Origin of the sequence: Blastomonas ursincola (assembly GCF_013607875.1) — a bacterium.
Taxonomy (GTDB): Bacteria; Pseudomonadota; Alphaproteobacteria; order Sphingomonadales; family Sphingomonadaceae; genus Blastomonas; species Blastomonas ursincola.
The window spans coordinates 15850-30799 of sequence record NZ_VDES01000005.1; the positions used below are offsets into that span (position 1 = coordinate 15850).

General features: G+C 64.9%; 13 protein-coding genes and 1 tRNA gene. 7 read left to right on the forward strand and 7 right to left on the reverse strand.

Features of this window, described 5'->3' with window-relative positions:
- Positions 1-52 precede the first annotated feature (52 nt).
- From FG486_RS17595 to FG486_RS17620, 6 genes are all read right to left on the reverse strand, one after another.
- On the reverse strand, positions 53-1390 hold the full coding sequence (locus FG486_RS17595; RefSeq protein WP_241695896.1) for a tetratricopeptide repeat protein: 1338 nt from the start codon (positions 1388-1390) through the stop codon (positions 53-55).
- Positions 1390-2100, reverse strand: a complete 711-nt coding sequence (locus FG486_RS17600) for a DUF4331 family protein (protein ID WP_181268533.1) — start codon at positions 2098-2100, stop codon at positions 1390-1392. Before FG486_RS17600 ends, FG486_RS17595 begins: the two co-directional genes overlap by 1 nt.
- Positions 2101-2104: 4 nt before the next feature.
- Positions 2105-2755, reverse strand: coding sequence for a hypothetical protein (locus FG486_RS17605; RefSeq protein ID WP_181268534.1), 651 nt, complete (start codon positions 2753-2755; stop codon positions 2105-2107).
- A gap of 80 nt (positions 2756-2835) precedes the next feature.
- The gene (locus FG486_RS17610) at positions 2836-3861 is read right to left on the reverse strand and encodes a glycosyltransferase family 4 protein (RefSeq protein ID WP_181268535.1); all 1026 of its coding nucleotides are present in this window, start codon (positions 3859-3861) and stop codon (positions 2836-2838) included.
- A 40-nt stretch (positions 3862-3901) separates the two neighbouring features.
- Entirely contained in the window at positions 3902-4846 is a 945-nt protein-coding gene (locus FG486_RS17615; protein ID WP_181268536.1) for a UDP-2,3-diacylglucosamine diphosphatase, read from the reverse strand.
- A 108-nt stretch (positions 4847-4954) separates the two neighbouring features.
- On the reverse strand, positions 4955-5977 hold the full coding sequence (locus FG486_RS17620) for an NAD(P)H-quinone oxidoreductase (RefSeq protein ID WP_241695897.1): 1023 nt from the start codon (positions 5975-5977) through the stop codon (positions 4955-4957).
- Positions 5978-6068: 91 nt separating this feature from the next.
- Between FG486_RS17620 and FG486_RS17625 the strand changes: the two genes are divergently transcribed.
- The 3 genes from FG486_RS17625 (at position 6069) to FG486_RS17635 (ending at position 9443) form a co-directional block, all read left to right on the forward strand.
- The gene (locus tag FG486_RS17625) at positions 6069-6269 is read left to right on the forward strand and encodes a DUF1192 domain-containing protein (protein ID WP_066043999.1); all 201 of its coding nucleotides are present in this window, start codon (positions 6069-6071) and stop codon (positions 6267-6269) included.
- A 271-nt stretch (positions 6270-6540) separates the two neighbouring features.
- The gene (gene clpA / locus FG486_RS17630) at positions 6541-8880 is read left to right on the forward strand and encodes an ATP-dependent Clp protease ATP-binding subunit ClpA (protein WP_137775737.1); all 2340 of its coding nucleotides are present in this window, start codon (positions 6541-6543) and stop codon (positions 8878-8880) included.
- Positions 8881-9050: 170 nt separating this feature from the next.
- A complete protein-coding gene (locus FG486_RS17635) occupies positions 9051-9443 on the forward strand; it encodes an acyl-CoA thioesterase (RefSeq protein ID WP_137775736.1) in 393 nt (130 codons plus the stop codon).
- A gap of 4 nt (positions 9444-9447) precedes the next feature.
- Here the strand turns inward: FG486_RS17635 and thpR are convergent, their stop codons facing one another.
- The gene (thpR, locus tag FG486_RS17640) at positions 9448-9993 is read right to left on the reverse strand and encodes an RNA 2',3'-cyclic phosphodiesterase (protein ID WP_181268537.1); all 546 of its coding nucleotides are present in this window, start codon (positions 9991-9993) and stop codon (positions 9448-9450) included.
- A gap of 121 nt (positions 9994-10114) precedes the next feature.
- Here thpR and FG486_RS17645 point away from each other — a divergent pair, with 121 nt between their 5' ends.
- The 4 genes from FG486_RS17645 to FG486_RS17660 all read left to right on the forward strand — a co-directional run bounded on the left by FG486_RS17645 (position 10115) and on the right by FG486_RS17660 (position 14941).
- Positions 10115-10858 carry a Bax inhibitor-1/YccA family protein gene (locus FG486_RS17645; RefSeq protein WP_066274076.1) on the forward strand — a complete coding sequence of 248 codons (744 nt, stop codon included), beginning with the start codon at positions 10115-10117 and terminating at the stop codon, positions 10856-10858.
- A gap of 258 nt (positions 10859-11116) precedes the next feature.
- A complete protein-coding gene (locus tag FG486_RS17650) occupies positions 11117-11923 on the forward strand; it encodes a hypothetical protein (protein WP_181268538.1) in 807 nt (268 codons plus the stop codon).
- Between the two features lie 55 nt (positions 11924-11978).
- Positions 11979-12054, forward strand: a tRNA-Ala gene (locus FG486_RS17655).
- A gap of 109 nt (positions 12055-12163) precedes the next feature.
- Positions 12164-14941 carry a bifunctional diguanylate cyclase/phosphodiesterase gene (locus tag FG486_RS17660; RefSeq protein ID WP_181268539.1) on the forward strand — a complete coding sequence of 926 codons (2778 nt, stop codon included), beginning with the start codon at positions 12164-12166 and terminating at the stop codon, positions 14939-14941.
- The last annotated feature ends 9 nt before the right edge of the window (positions 14942-14950 follow it).

The window sequence follows — 14950 nt, forward strand, 5'->3', positions numbered from 1 at the left end:
GGCATAAGCGAAACTTGGCCTGCGAGCAAGCGTCTTGGGGATTTGCGGCGATTCAGGCCAGCGGGTTCATGCTTTTGGCGATGGCGCGATAGTGCTCCGCCTTGCGGCTCAGTCCGCTCGCAGCATAGATGTCGGCAGCGGTTGCGTACAGATCGGGCGTGCGCCAGCGCGAGGCGAGGACGGACTCGATCAGCGAGCGCGCGTCATCGATTCGGCCATTGGCGAGCAGCGCGGCTGCCAGCTTAATCTTCGCCTCGCCATAGGGCCGCGCCTGGTGATTGGCTTCGGCAAGCCGCAGCGCGCAGGGCCAGTCCCGCTTCGCCATGCAATGATCGATGGCATGGCCATAGGTCGCCTGCGGAAACAGATCGAGCCGCTCTTCCCAGATTTTCGCCGACCGCGCGTAGAGCCGATCGGCTTCGGCCTTGTCGCCCTTGGCCTCGGCAATGCCCGCCAGCGCATCGATGAACTCGGGATGGCCGGTTCGTCTGACAATGGCGCGATAGAGCGTCTCCGCCTCGGCGGTCTTGCCCTGCAGGTTGAGCACCTCGGCAATATGCTCCTCGATCAGCCAGCGGCCGGGGAACAGCCGGTCGGCCTCGCGGAAATGCGCCAGCGCCTTGTCGAGCTGCCCGCGATCGAGATCGAGAATGCCGCGCTGGAGCTGCATATAGGAGCGGGTCTGTGGGGTCGGCGAGCGATAGCCCTTCTCCGCCTCGGCGAGATAGGCGTCGGCCAGATCGACCTTCCCGGTGCGCGCGGCAAAGATCGCGCGGCGGAAGTTGGCAGAGCCGGGCACCAGCCGGTCGGCAGCATCGTAAAGCGCCCAGGCCTGGTCATAGTCGCCGCGATAGAAGGCGAGATCGCCGCGCATCGCGGCAATCTCGGCACGATCACCGGGGTCGGGAGGAACGGCATAGGCATCGGTGGCAGCAAGCTGCGCTTCGGCCGCAGCGAGGCGGTGCATGCTGAAATCGAGCGCCGCGCGCATCAGGTGCGGGCCGCTGCCCTTGACCGCTACCGCAAACGCCCGGTCAAGCGCGGCCTCTGCAGCCGCATAATCGCGATAGTCGCCCGAAAGCTGCGCGCGCGCCATCAGTTCGCTGGCATGGATCTCATGCATCAGCCACTGGTCGGCCCCGGCCCTGGCGGCGGCCTGTGCATTGCCGATGGCGGTATCGCTCCTTCGCATCGCCTCGGCATAGCCCAGCGGTGGACCGCTGCCCGAGAAGGGAGAGGGCTGCCAGTCGATCGGCTGGGGGGCGGGGCGGGCATTGTTCCAGACATCGAGCGCCCAGACTCCGGCAAGGACGGCCAGCGCCATGATCCACCATTTCCAGGGGGCCAGCCGCGTCGCCAGGCTGGGCTCCACCGCAGTGCCGGATGCCATCAACTGGGCCGCGCGCAGGGCGTCAGGCCCAGCCGGGTCAGGTCGTCGGCCAGTGCATTGGTCAATATGGTCAGGGTGCTGGTGAGTTCAGGCACCCATTTGCCGGTCGCGTCGATGGCCGGGGTGTCGTCATTATACTCGTTCTTGAACGGGTTGCCGGAGACGAGTGCCGTGGCGACAGCAGGCATGCCGGCGCGGTCGACCCGCGTGTACGCCGAGGGCAGATCGCTGCGGAAGGTGAAATTGCTGCCAGCGCCGCCCGAAGTCGGCGGACTGCCGAGCGGCGGCGCCAGAAACGGGAAAGTGCTGAGCAGGGGCTGGTCGAACGTGGCCGGGTTTACCGGAAGCGCAGCAAAGGTTGTTGCCGGATGCCTTGCAAGATCGAGGAAGATGACCGCCAGCGTCACATCGACCACCGGATCCTGGAAGCGGCGCCCATTGGGAAATCCGGCAGGCTGGCTGAGATCGAGCCGCAGGAGATCGGGGACAACCAGATTGGCGACGGTGCGACCCGGGACCACGGTCTGGTTGAGGCAGGGGCTGACATTGAAGCTCGTCGGCGGTGGCGGCGTCGGGGTCGGCGCAGGCGCAACGGCCACCGGCGGAATGACGATAGTGTTGGTCTGCGGCTCATTGCTGCCACAGGCGGAGACCAGGGCGGACAGGGCGAGCGCGGATGCCAGTGCGAGCGGAGTGCGGTGCATGGTCATGATGTCAGCTCCTGATCCGGGCGGAGGTCGACCAGATGTCGAGCGGCTGCCCCTGATCGAGCAGCCGCCGCGGGATCGAGATGACGACGAACGTCGTGTTGAGATTGGCAAAGCGGTTGCGGGCATTGTTGAACGACAGATTGCCCGTCGCGCGCGAGTCCCGCAGGCCTTGCGGATCGAAGTTGAAGGGATCGTCGAACACCCCGGCGCGCACCGTGATGCCATTGGGCGTGGTCAGGTTGCGTTCGACCGGGCCGCGAACCAGGCTGGCGCCGGGCAGGTTGCGGACCTCGATGCCGGGATTGACGCCGTCACGCCCGAAGCGGATCTCGATCGGGAACTCGACATCGGTGCGCGATCCGGCATTGGACACGTTGATCATGTAGAGCACATCGGGATCGTAGAAGCCCGGCAGGCTGGTCGCAGAAGGTCCGCCAAAGCCGATCGAAAGATAGACGTTGTCCGCATCATGAAAGGCATAGAGATCGGCAATGTCCGCTGCGACATCGAAGCCCACCGTGTTGGTGTCCGATCCGGTGCGCGCGGGTGGATCGAAATGGTCGGCCGCGTCGAGCGCCTGATGGCCTGCGAACGTCACCCCAGCCAGCGCCACCGCGCAAGGGAGGATGATCCGGAAGAAGCTGTCTAAATGCATATCACCCCTGCATGCTACTATGGATGTCCAGGGCGACCCGCATTTTACATAGTCGAAATCCGGCAGAATTGCCAAGCCTTTCAGGCGGCAAGCGCCAACCGGCTGGCGATCGGCACGAGCGCCTGCAGGAACTGCCGTGTGCTTGCCTCCCAGGTGAAGCTGCGACCGGCGCGAAGACAATCGGCGCGGTTCAGGCGCAACGCAGCGGCAATCGCGCTGTCCAGATCGTCGTCCATCGCGCCTGCACCGGGTACGAGTACGTCAAGGGGGCCCGAAACCGGATAGGCTGCCACCGGGGTGCCGCAGGCCAGAGCCTCGATCATCACCAGCCCGAACGTGTCGGTGCGGCTGGGGAAGACGAACACGTCCGCGCCGGCATAATAGCCCGCCAGCGTCGCGCCCGATTGCGCGCCGACGAAATGGGCCTGGGGGTACGCTCGGGACAAGGCCTCGCGCGCCGGGCCATCGCCGACCACCACCTTGGACCCCGGATGGCGGCTCGACAGGAACGCCTCGATATTCTTCTCGACCGCGACGCGGCCGACATAGAGCTGGATCGGCCCCGCAAGCTCGGCATAGAGCGCGGGCCGGGGGGCGTGGGGCCCGAAACAGCCGAGGTCGACGCCGCGACCCCAGTGCACCACCTGGCCCAGCCCCTGCTCTCGCAGCTGCTGCCGCACGGTCTCGGTCGACACCAGGATCGCATGGGCCGGGGCGTGGAACCAGCGGATGAATGGCCAGAACATCGCGGCGGGAAGCCCGGTGCGCCGCGCGAGATAGTCGGGAAACTGGGTATGATAGGCGGTGGTGAAGGGATAGCCATGATCGAGACAGAAGCGCCGGGCGGCAATGCCCAGCGGCCCTTCGGTGGCGATATGCACCGCATCGGGCGCAAACTCGCTCAGCCGTGCACCGATGCCGAAGCGCGTGGTCAGCGCCAGGCGGATCTCGGGATAGGACGGGCAGGGGATCGAGGCATATTGGTCGGGCGAGATGACCAGCAACTCGTGGCCCAGCGCGCGCAGACGCTCGGTCACCGCGGTGAGCGTCCGCACGACACCGTTGACCTGCGGCGCCCAGGCATCGGTGATGATCGCGATCTTCATGCTGGGCTGCATACCGTCCTCCGCTGTCGCACCGACCGGATCAGGCCGCCACCGGTTCGAGATTCTGCCGCATGCGCGCCTCGGCCTCGGCCGCCTGGCGCTCCTTCATGATCTCGGCCCAGTGCAGCACTTCCATCCGTCCGTCGAAATGCTCGACCAAAGCGGTGCAACCTTCGACCCAGTCGCCGTCGTTAAAATAGGCCACGCCGCCGATCTCGCGGATCTCGGCCGTGTGGATATGCCCGCAGACCACGCCGTCGACACCGCGCTCGGCGGCGGCGCGCGCGACCAGCTCCTCGAAGCGCGAGATGAACTCGACCGCGTTCTTGACCTTGTGCTTGGCCATTTTCGAGAGCGACCAATAGGACAGGCCGAAACGCTGGCGCACCCAGTTGACGCCGATGTTCATGCTCATCAGCAGGTGGTAGAGCGTGTCGCCGACGAACGCGAGCCAGCGATGCGCGAGCATGATCGTGTCGAACTCGTCGCCGTGCAGCACCATCAGCCGCTTGCCGTCTGCGGTCTCGTGGAATGCGGCGCGCCGGATCTCGACGCCGCCGAAATTGAGCCCGCTGAACTGGCGGAACATCTCGTCATGATTCCCGGGGATATAGACGATCCGCGTCCCGCGCTTGGCGCGCTTCAATATGCGCCAGACGATGTCGTTGTGCGCGGCGGGCCAGTAGAATTTCTTCTTCAGCCGCCAGCCATCGATGATGTCGCCGACCAGATACATGGTGTCGCTGTCGACATGGTCGAGAAAGTCGATGAGCATTTGCGCGTTGCAGCCGCGCGTGCCGAGGTGAACGTCGGAAATCCACACGGTGCGATAGCGGCGGCGCGCATCGGCCGGGGGTTCGGGGACATAGGGCTGGCCACCCGGAAAGCCGGCGACATTGGCAAAATCGCTGCCCGCCAGATCATCGCCATCGGCCACCCTTGCCAGCAGGCTGCCAATGCTATCGCTGAATTCGTCGAGGGCCATGATGGCTTGTGCTCCCTGCGGATCGTGCATCCTCGGGACCACGCCAATGGCGGTTTAATGTGACAACTGGAATCGCCTAGCGATGACGACTTGATGACAGTCGGCGGACTATTCGCCGATCTCCAGCACGATCTTGCCGATCAGATCGCCCGATTCCATCTGCGCATGCGCCTTGGCCGCCTCGGCCAGCGGATAGCGGCTGTGGATGATCGGCGAAAGCTCGCCGGTCGCGACCAAAGGCCAGACTTCGCGCGCGATCTCGTCGGCGAGCAGCGCCTTGAACGCGTTCGAGCGCGGGCGCAGCGTCGATCCGGTGAGCGTCAGGCGGCGGCGCATGATCTCGAGCACCGAAATCTCGGCCTTCATGCCCCCCTGCACCGCAATCGTGACGTTGCGGCCATCATCGGCCAGGCAGGCCATGTTGCGCGGCAAATAGCTGCCGCCCACCATGTCGAGCACGATCTCCACACCCTTGCCGTCGGTCAGCCGCTGGACCTCCTCGACGAAATCGTGCGTCTTGTAGTTGATGGCGTGCGTCGCGCCGATCTCCAGCGCTGCGGCGCATTTGTCGTCGCTGCCGCAGGTGACGATGGTCTTGAGGTCGAACAGCTTGCCCAGCTTGATCGCCATCGTGCCGATGCCGCTGGTGCCGCCATGGACCAGCACCGTCTCGCCGTCGCGGGCATAGGCGCGCTGGAACAGGTTGTGCCACACGGTAAACAGCGTTTCGGGCAACGCAGCCGCCTCGACCATCGATATGCCCGAGGGCACGACCAGGCAGTGGTCTGCGCGAGCGAGGCAATATTCGGCATAGCCGCCGCCTGCGACCAATGCGCAGACCGGCTGGCCGATCAGCGCATCGTCGGTATTGGGGCCAGCGGCCACCACCGTTCCGGCAATTTCCAGTCCGGGGATGTGCGGAGCACCCGGCGGCGGCGGATAGAAGCCCTGGCGCTGGATGACATCGGGCCGGTTGACGCCGGCGGCGGCGACGCGGATCAATAGCTCGCCAGCTGCTGGCACCGGAACTTGTGTCTCGCCGGCCACCAGTACTTCCGGCCCGCCCGGCTCGGCATAATCGATGGCACGCATGGTCGCCGGAATTACTTTCGCCATTTCCAGGGTCGTCATGACCTGGTGCTCCCCCCGTTCACGGACCAAACCGTCAACATCTGTAAACCCCATATTGACAGCTAAGGCACCGGGGTCAACAATAAGTCCCATGGAGCCCGACGAAAGCCTCGCGCGGTTGCGCGCAGATGCTGCCCAGAAACTGGGCGGCGAGGATATCGATGCCTATTCGCTGGACGAACTGGACGCGCGGATCGCGCTGTGCCGGGCCGAGATCGCCCGGTGCGAAGCGCGCAAGGCCTTTGCCGCGCAGCACCGGCTGAGCGCGGAAGCGCTGTTTCGCAAGAGCTGAGCAGCGCCTGCAGGCTTTGAGCCCGAACGGCGCATCCGACCTGCATGCAGGTGCCGTTCATCTGGCACGGCTCTTGCTGCGATTATTCGCGACGAGTGGCTTTGAGCCTGCTGGATTTGCCCGAATGCCGTCCTATATTGGTGCACGTGGAGCGCCCCGGAGTGGATAGGGGCAATGGCAAAGAGGCGCTTGACGATAAGGGGCCCGGCCCTTTTTTCCGGGCGGAATGATTGAGAAGGCGGGTATCTCGCCCGCCGCGGAGTATCGCAATATGCCATCCTTTGCCGAATCGCTGGAAAAGACGCTGCATCAGGCGCTGCACAATGCCGCCGACCGGCGTCATGAATATGCTACGCTCGAACATCTGCTGCTCGCGCTGATCGACGATGCCGATGCCGCGCAGGTGATGCAGGCCTGCGGCGTGGACCTCGGCGAGCTGGGCGATGCCGTCACCCATTATCTCGATAACGAGCTGGATTCGCTCAAGGTCGCCGAAAAGACCGACCCTGCGCCGACCTCCGGCTTCCAGCGCGTGGTCCAGCGCGCCATCCTGCACGTCCAGTCCTCGGGCAAGGATGTCGTCACCGGCGCGAACGTGCTGGTCGCATTGTTCTCCGAGCGCGAGAGCTATGCCGTCTATTTCCTGCAGCAGCAGGACATGAGCCGCCTCGATGCGGTGAGCTATATCAGCCATGGCATCGGCAAGGGCGGCCAGCCGGTCGAACAGCGCAGCGTGCGCGGGACCGAGGAGCCGCAGGAGGAAAAGCAGGACGCTGCCGCCAAGCAGAAGAAGGACAGCGCGCTCGACCAGTTCACGGTCAACCTCAACGCGCGCGCCCAGGCCGGCAAGATCGATCCGCTGATCGGACGCGGGCCCGAAGTCGACCGCACGATCCAGATCCTGTGCCGCCGTTCGAAGAACAATCCGCTCTATGTCGGTGATCCCGGCGTGGGCAAGACGGCGATCGCCGAAGGCCTGGCGCGCAAGATCGTCGAGGGCGACGTTCCCGAGGTGCTGCAGAAGGCGGTGATCTATTCGCTCGACATGGGTGCGCTGCTCGCCGGCACGCGCTATCGCGGCGATTTCGAGGAGCGGCTCAAGCAGGTCGTCTCGGAGCTCGAGAAGATGCCGCACGCGGTGCTTTTCATCGACGAGATTCACACCGTGATCGGCGCTGGGGCGACCAGTGGCGGCGCGATGGATGCGTCGAACCTCTTGAAGCCTGCGCTGTCGAGCGGCACCATCCGTTGCATCGGATCGACCACCTACAAGGAGTTCCGCAATCACTTCGAGAAGGACCGCGCGCTGCTGCGCCGGTTCCAGAAGATCGACGTGAACGAGCCGACGATCGAGGACACGATCAAGATCCTGAAGGGTCTGCGCACCGCGTTCGAGGACCATCACAAGGTCAAGTACACGCCCGATGCGATCAAGACCGCGGTCGAGCTGTCGGCGCGGTATATCAACGACCGCAAGCTGCCCGACAAGGCGATCGACGTGATCGACGAGGTCGGCGCGATGCAGATGCTGGTGCCGCCCGCCAAGCGGCGCAAGATCATCACCGCGCGCGAGATCGAGAGCGTGATCGCGACGATGGCGCGCATCCCACCCAAGTCGGTGTCGAAGGACGACAAGAAGGTGCTCGAACATCTCGAGCGCGACCTGAAGCGCGTCGTCTTCGGCCAGAACAAGGCGATCGAGGTGCTCTCGAGCGCGATCAAGCTGAGCCGCGCAGGCCTGCGCGATCCGGACAAGCCGATCGGCAACTATCTGTTCTCCGGCCCCACCGGCGTTGGCAAGACCGAGGTTGCACGCCAGCTCGCCAACATCATGGGCATTCCGCTGCAGCGGTTCGACATGTCCGAATATATGGAGCGTCATTCGGTCAGCCGGCTGATCGGCGCGCCTCCGGGCTATGTCGGCTATGACCAGGGCGGCCTGCTCACCGATGCGATCGACCAGCAGCCGCATTGCGTGCTGCTGCTCGACGAGATCGAGAAGGCGCATCCGGACCTGTTCAACATCCTGTTGCAGGTGATGGACAATGGCAAGCTGACCGATCACCACGGCAAGACCGTCGATTTCCGCAATGTCGTGCTGATCATGACGACCAATGCGGGCGCAGCGGACATGGCGCGTGAAGGCATCGGATTTGGCGATGTCAGCCGCGAGGATGCGTCGGACGAGGCGGTGAAGAAGATGTTCACCCCCGAATTCCGCAACCGTCTCGATGCCATCGTGCCGTTCGGCTATCTGGGAACCGAGGTTGTCGCCCGCGTGGTCGACAAGTTCATCCTCCAGCTCGAACTGCAGCTGGCCGACCAGAACGTGCACATCCGGCTCGATCAGGAAGCGCGCGACTGGCTGTGCGAGCGCGGCTATGATCGGCTCTATGGTGCCCGCCCGATGGCGCGGCTCATCCAGGAGAAGATCAAGCAGCCGCTGGCCGAAGAACTGCTGTTCGGCAAGCTGGTCCAAGGTGGCGAGGTCAACGTCCATATGAAGGACGGCGCCATGGCCTTCGAGATCGTCCCCGCACCGCCCAAGGCGGGCAAGCCCAAAAAGGCGCGCGGATCGGCGAAGAAGGAAAGCGATACCAACGCGGATTGAACGATGGGCCCGGCTGGCGAGATGTCAGCCGGGCCTTTTTTTGCTGAACCTCTACCCCAATTCCGTATGTCCCGAGCGAAGTCGAGGGACGTAATCCCGCAGGGTTGTGCGAGGTCCCTCGACACGCTCGGGACAAACGGAGATGGGTGCCCAGTAGTTTGAAGCCCCCCATGACCACCTTCTCTCTCCCCTTTACCGCGCAGTCGCACCACATCGACGAGCTCGGTCATGTCAACAATGCCGTCTGGGTGCAGTGGCTGCAGGAACTGTCGGTCGCGCACTGGAATGCGGCGGCGGACCCCGCGCATGTGGCCGCCTATTTCTGGGTGATCGTCCGGCACGAGATCGATTATCGCGGCAATATCGGTTTGGGAGAGACCGCGATCGGCCGGACCTGGGTGCCCGGAACGCCCAAGGGCGCGCGCTTTGCGCGCCATGCCGCCTTTGCCGATGCGAATGGACGCGACATCGTCACCGCGATCTCGACCTGGGCGATGCTCGACAAGGCGACCGGCAGGCCGGCGCGCGTCACCGCCGATATTGCCGCCGCGTTCCAGCCCTGATGCGTCAGCCGCGCAACGGGAACGCGGCGATCGTCTCGTAGACGCTTCCGTCACGGCCGACATGGCTCTGCATCAGCCGCAGCGCGTCAAAGCCGAACGGGTCGCCCGGCAGCGGTGGCTGCGATGCCATCCAGGCGGTGACCCCAGCCGGATCGGGCGCGGTGCTGCGCGCGAAACGGGCGATCGTGACATGCGGCACATATTTGCGCGCTTCGGGCTCGAAGCCGGCGCGCACGCACAGCCGGTCGAGCCGCGCGTGCAATGCCGCCAGCGGTTCGCGCGGGGCTAGCCCTGCCCAGAGCTGATCGACCCGGCCCTTGCGGTCGAACCAGCCAAAGCCGTCAAGCCGCGCCTCGATCGGCGTGAAGCGTTCCGCGCCGAGCGCGAGCAGCAGCGCCTCTGCCCCGTGCCGGTCGGTCTCGCCCACGAAGCGCAAGGTCACATGCAGCTGCGCGTCGCTCTGCCAGCGTGCCGCGACCAGCCCCTGCATCCGGTCGAGCAGCAGCGCGCGAATGGCAATCGGAGGCACAAGGGACAGGAACAATCGCATGGTAATGTTTGTATCGTAGCAAGGCGCGACGAACGGAAAACCGGTTTCGCTTGAAAATTTCCCATCAAGGGGCGATATTGTGGCTATCCGGCAACAATGCCGGGCAAAGGAGACTTTTTCGATGGCTGACCGTTTTGATCCTCGCACGGCGGAGCGCATGCGCGCCGGTTCGATCAATGCGCCCGGCGGTATCAGCGCGGCCCGTGACGAGGGCCTGCGCAAGTACATGCTGTCCATCTACAATTACATGACCAGCGGCATCCTGCTGACCGGCATCGTCGCGCTGCTCTTCGCCCAGTCGGGCATGGCGGCGCAGATCATGTTCGGTCCGGGCTTGCTCAAGTACGTCATCATCTTCTCGCCGCTGCTGATCATCTTCGCGATGAGCTTCGGCATGAACCGCTTCTCGACGCCCGCGCTCCAGGCAATGTTCTGGGGCTTTGCGACGCTGATGGGCCTCAGCATGTCGACGATCTTCCTGGTCTATACCGGTGAGAGTATCGCGCTGGCCTTCTTCTCGACCGCTGCGGCGTTCGCGGGCCTTAGCCTGTTCGGCTACACGACCAAGAAGGACCTGACCGGCTGGGGCAGTTTCCTGATCATGGGCCTGGTCGGCCTGATCGTGGCGAGCGTGCTCAACATCTTCCTCAAGTCGTCGGTCATGGGCCTGGTGATCAGCTATGCCGCCGTCCTGATCTTTGCGGGCCTGACCGCCTATGACACGCAGAAGCTCAAGAGCTTGTACTGGCAGGTCGCGGGCAGCGACATGATGGGCAAGGTCGTGATCATGGGCGCGCTGAACCTGTATCTTGATTTCATCAATATGTTCCAGGCGCTGCTGAGCATCATGGGCAGTCGCGACTGATCTGTCCGGAAAAGCACTGGAACCCTGACAGCCCGGCGGATCCCCTTCCGCCGGGCTTTTCTTTTGCGCATTAAAGGTTCATTCGGCTCGCCGCTCGAGCGACTCCGCTCATCCCGGCTTTTGGGGGTCTGTCGTACCCCAGCCTTTAACGGTTCACCGTTTTGGTGTTGAGATCATCGCTTGGCGGGCATAAACCATGCCCATGAGAACGCGTGCGAGAGAGCCAAGGCCCCGCGCGTGCACCGGGAGATACTGAACATGGCGCGTATGGCCCTCAGCCGTGCAATCCTGCTGGCCGCAACGGCCGGCCTCACCACGCTCGTCGCGGCCTGTGGCGGGGCCAAGCCCGCGCCGGTTGCCGTCGCCCCGCCGCCGCCGCCGGTGCCGGTCGCGCCGCCGCGCATGCCGACCCCGCCATCGAATGCGGTCACGGCGATGGCGATTCCGGGCCTGCGCGCCGACGGCCTGCGCGACACGCCGATGCGCGACATCGATGACAATGAGAAGCTCTGGTATTTCCGCGCCGCGTTCAACGTCGCCGCGCTCAACTGCCAGAATGCCGAGCATTTCCGGATCGCGGACGATTACAACCAGTTCCTGAAGACGCACAAGCGCGAGCTCGACCGGATCAACAAGGTGGTCGAGGAGAAATATCGCAAGCGCTACGGCACCGGCTATGCGCGCATCCGCGATACCGAGAATACCCAGGTCTACAATTTCTTCGCTTTCCCGCCGGTGAAGAGCGATTTCTGCAATGCCGCGCTGATCCTGGGCCAGGAAGCCGTCGCGCTGCCCTCCAAGGACCTGATCGCCTTCTCGGTCCGCGCGCTGCCGACGCTGGAGGGCGTGTTCGACCGTTTCTATGCGTCCTATGAAAGCTATCAGAGCGACCTGCAGAAATGGATCGCGCTTTATGGCAGCCCCGAAATGCGGGCCGCGCAGGCCGCACAGATGGGACAGGCCCAGCCTGCCATCCAGCCGGCCTTGAACACCGCTCCTGGCGCTGCAACCCCGGCCAGCAACCCTCCGGTGCTGCCGACGATATTGCCGAGCAGCGGCGACTGATTTTTCCTCTGGATAGGCGCGGGGCGAACCATTATAGCCACGCGTCACCGGATGTGGGGCCGTAGCTCAGTTGGGAGAGCGCGTCGTTCGCAATGACGAGGTCAGGGGTTCGATTCCCCTCGGCTCCACCAGGTCCGATTGCGCCCGAGTGCGCAGACTTGCATTACCGACACCGTGGCGTGCGGTTTGTTAACCAGTTCCGGAATAGGAGAGACTAGCTTTTTCCCCGGAGCTAGGCCCTTGTTCGATATCCTTTTCTGCATCCGCGACGATCATGACATCCGCTTTGTCGGACTGGCCGCCGCGATCTGCCTGCTGTCCACGATCACCGCGGTGCTGATGATCCGGCAGGGCCGGTCCGCTTCGGCGCGGGCGCGGCTGGGCTGGGCGGTGGCGGGCGGGTTCGCCACTGGCTTCGGCATCTGGTCGACGCATTTCGTCGCGATGCTCGGCTATGACCCGGGCATCATCGTCGGCTACGAGATCGCGCGGACCGCAGGGTCGCTGCTGGTCGTTCTGGCAACCACCATTGCCGCGATGCTCATCGCAACGCGCGGGCAGGGGGCAAGGGCGCTGGCCACCGCGAGCGTGCTCGCCGGATCGGGCTTTGCCGTGATGCACTATGTCGGCATGGCGGCGCTCGAAATGCCTGCGCTCATCCGCTGGAACATGGGCTATCTGGCGCTGTCGGTCGCTCTTGCCATCGTGCCGCTCTATCCGGCGCTGGCGCTTGCGCGTCGCCGCACCACCCTGGCTTCGGGCCTTTCCGCGGCGCTGATCATGACCGGCGCGATCGTCGGGCTGCATTTTTCGGGCATGACCGCGATCGATCTGGTGCCCTCGCGGATCGAGGGTTCGCGCGCGCTGCTCTCGCCGACCACCATGTCGATCCTCATCACGCTGGCCTCCGCCTGTCTGCTGGCGCTGTGTCTCAGCGGCCTCGTCATCGCGCGGCGCACCCGGGCGGCGATCCGCGCGAGCGAGATGCAGTTCGGCGCGCTGATCAAGGGCATTTCGGACTGTGCGATCTACATGCTCGATGCCGAAGGCCGGGTCGCCAACTGGAATGCCGGTGCGCAACGGCTCAAGGGCTATCGGCCGGAAGAGATTGTCGGCAAGCCACTGGCGAGCTTCTACCTGCCCGAGGAACGCGCGGAAGGCGTGCCCGAACGAGCGCTCGTCACCGCGCGCGAGACGGGCAAGTTCAGTGGCGAAGGCTGGCGCGTGCGCAAGGACGGAACGCGTTTCTGGGCGCAGGTGACCATCGAGCGTTTCTGCGACGAATCGGGCAAGCTGCTCGGCTTTGCCAAGATCACCCGCGACATCACCCGGCTCAAGGAAGACCAGGACCACATTGCCGAAGCGCGCCGCCATCGCGATGCCGCGCTCGACCATATGCACCAGGGGCTGTGCCTGTTCGACGCCAAGGGGCGGCTGGTGCTGGCCAACCGGCGCTTTGCCGAAATGTGGGGCCTGGGCGACGGCCAATGCCCGTCCGGAACCGGTGCGCTCGACGTTCTGCGCACCGCGCTGGCCGCGCGCACCGGCGAGGTGACCGCCGAATCGCAGCTGGCCAGGATCTGGGCGCGGCTGGAAGATTCGCTGCGCAATCCCAGCCTGCCGCCCTTCGTGCTCGAGCTCGACGAAGACCTGATCGTCGCGATGTCGAGCCGCAGCATGGCCGATGGCGGCTGGGTGACCACGATCGAGGATATTACCGCACGGCGGCGTTCCGAAGAGCAGATCGTGCACATGGCGCTGCACGACGGGCTGACCGGCCTGCCCAACCGCACCAGCTTCAACCAGTGGCTCGATGGCGAACTGGCCCAGGCAGCGGTGCAGCGGGGTCAGGTGGCGGTGATCGCGATCGATCTCGACCGGTTCAAGGAGATCAACGACACCCATGGCCATGCGGCGGGCGACCGGGTGCTGCAGCAGATCGGCACCGGTCTGGCCGAGGTGCTCGAGCGGGGCGAGATTGCCGCGCGCGTGGGCGGGGACGAGTTCGCGGTGGCCAAGCATTATGACGAACCGGCAGAGCTCGAGGGCTTTGTCGCCCGGATCAGCGGTGCGCTTTCGCCCGGCGAGGGGGAGGCGGCGAGCGTCGGCGCGAGTTTCGGCATCGCCACCTATCCGGGCGATGCGCAGGGGCGCGAATCGCTACTCAACAATGCCGACCTCGCCATGTACCGCGCCAAGGCCAGCCCCGGCGAGACGATCTGCTATTATCAGGCCGGCATGGACGAGGACGCGCGGCATCGCCGCCAGATCGCCAACGAACTGCGCCACGCGCTGGCGCGCGACGAGTTCCGGCTGCTCTACCAGCCGCAGCGTTCGCTGCGCACACACCAGATCAGTGGCTATGAGGCGCTGCTGCGCTGGAAGCATCCGCGGCTGGGCCATATCTCGCCGATGGAGTTCATTCCCATCGCCGAACAGACCGGCGAGATCCTCCGGATCGGCGAATGGGTGCTGCGGGCGGCCTGCCGGGAGGCAGCGAGCTGGACCAGCCAGGACAAGGTCGCGGTGAACCTCTCACCCGTGCAGCTGCTCCAGCCGGACCTGCCCGAAATGGTCACGTCGATCCTGCTGGAAACCGGGCTGGCACCGCGCCGGCTGGAACTGGAAATCACCGAGACCGCGCTGATCACCGAAAAGGCGCGCGCGCTGCACAGTCTGCGGCGGATCAAGGCACTGGGCGTCTCGGTCGCGATGGACGATTTCGGCACCGGCTATTCGTCGCTCGATACGCTGCATTCCTTCCCGTTCGACAAGATCAAGATCGACAAGTCCTTCCTGCTGCAATCGGGCGAGAGCCCGCAGGCGCAGGCGATCATCCGCGCGGTGCTGGCACTCGGGCGCTCGCTCGGCATTCCGGTGCTGGCCGAAGGTGTCGAGACGCTCGACCAGCTCAAGCTGCTGGTCGATGAAGGTTGCGACGAGGCGCAGGGCTATCTGTTCGGTCGTCCTTCGCCGATGCAGGCGGAACCGGCCGAACAGGCCGCGCTGCGTGCGTGATGCAGACAG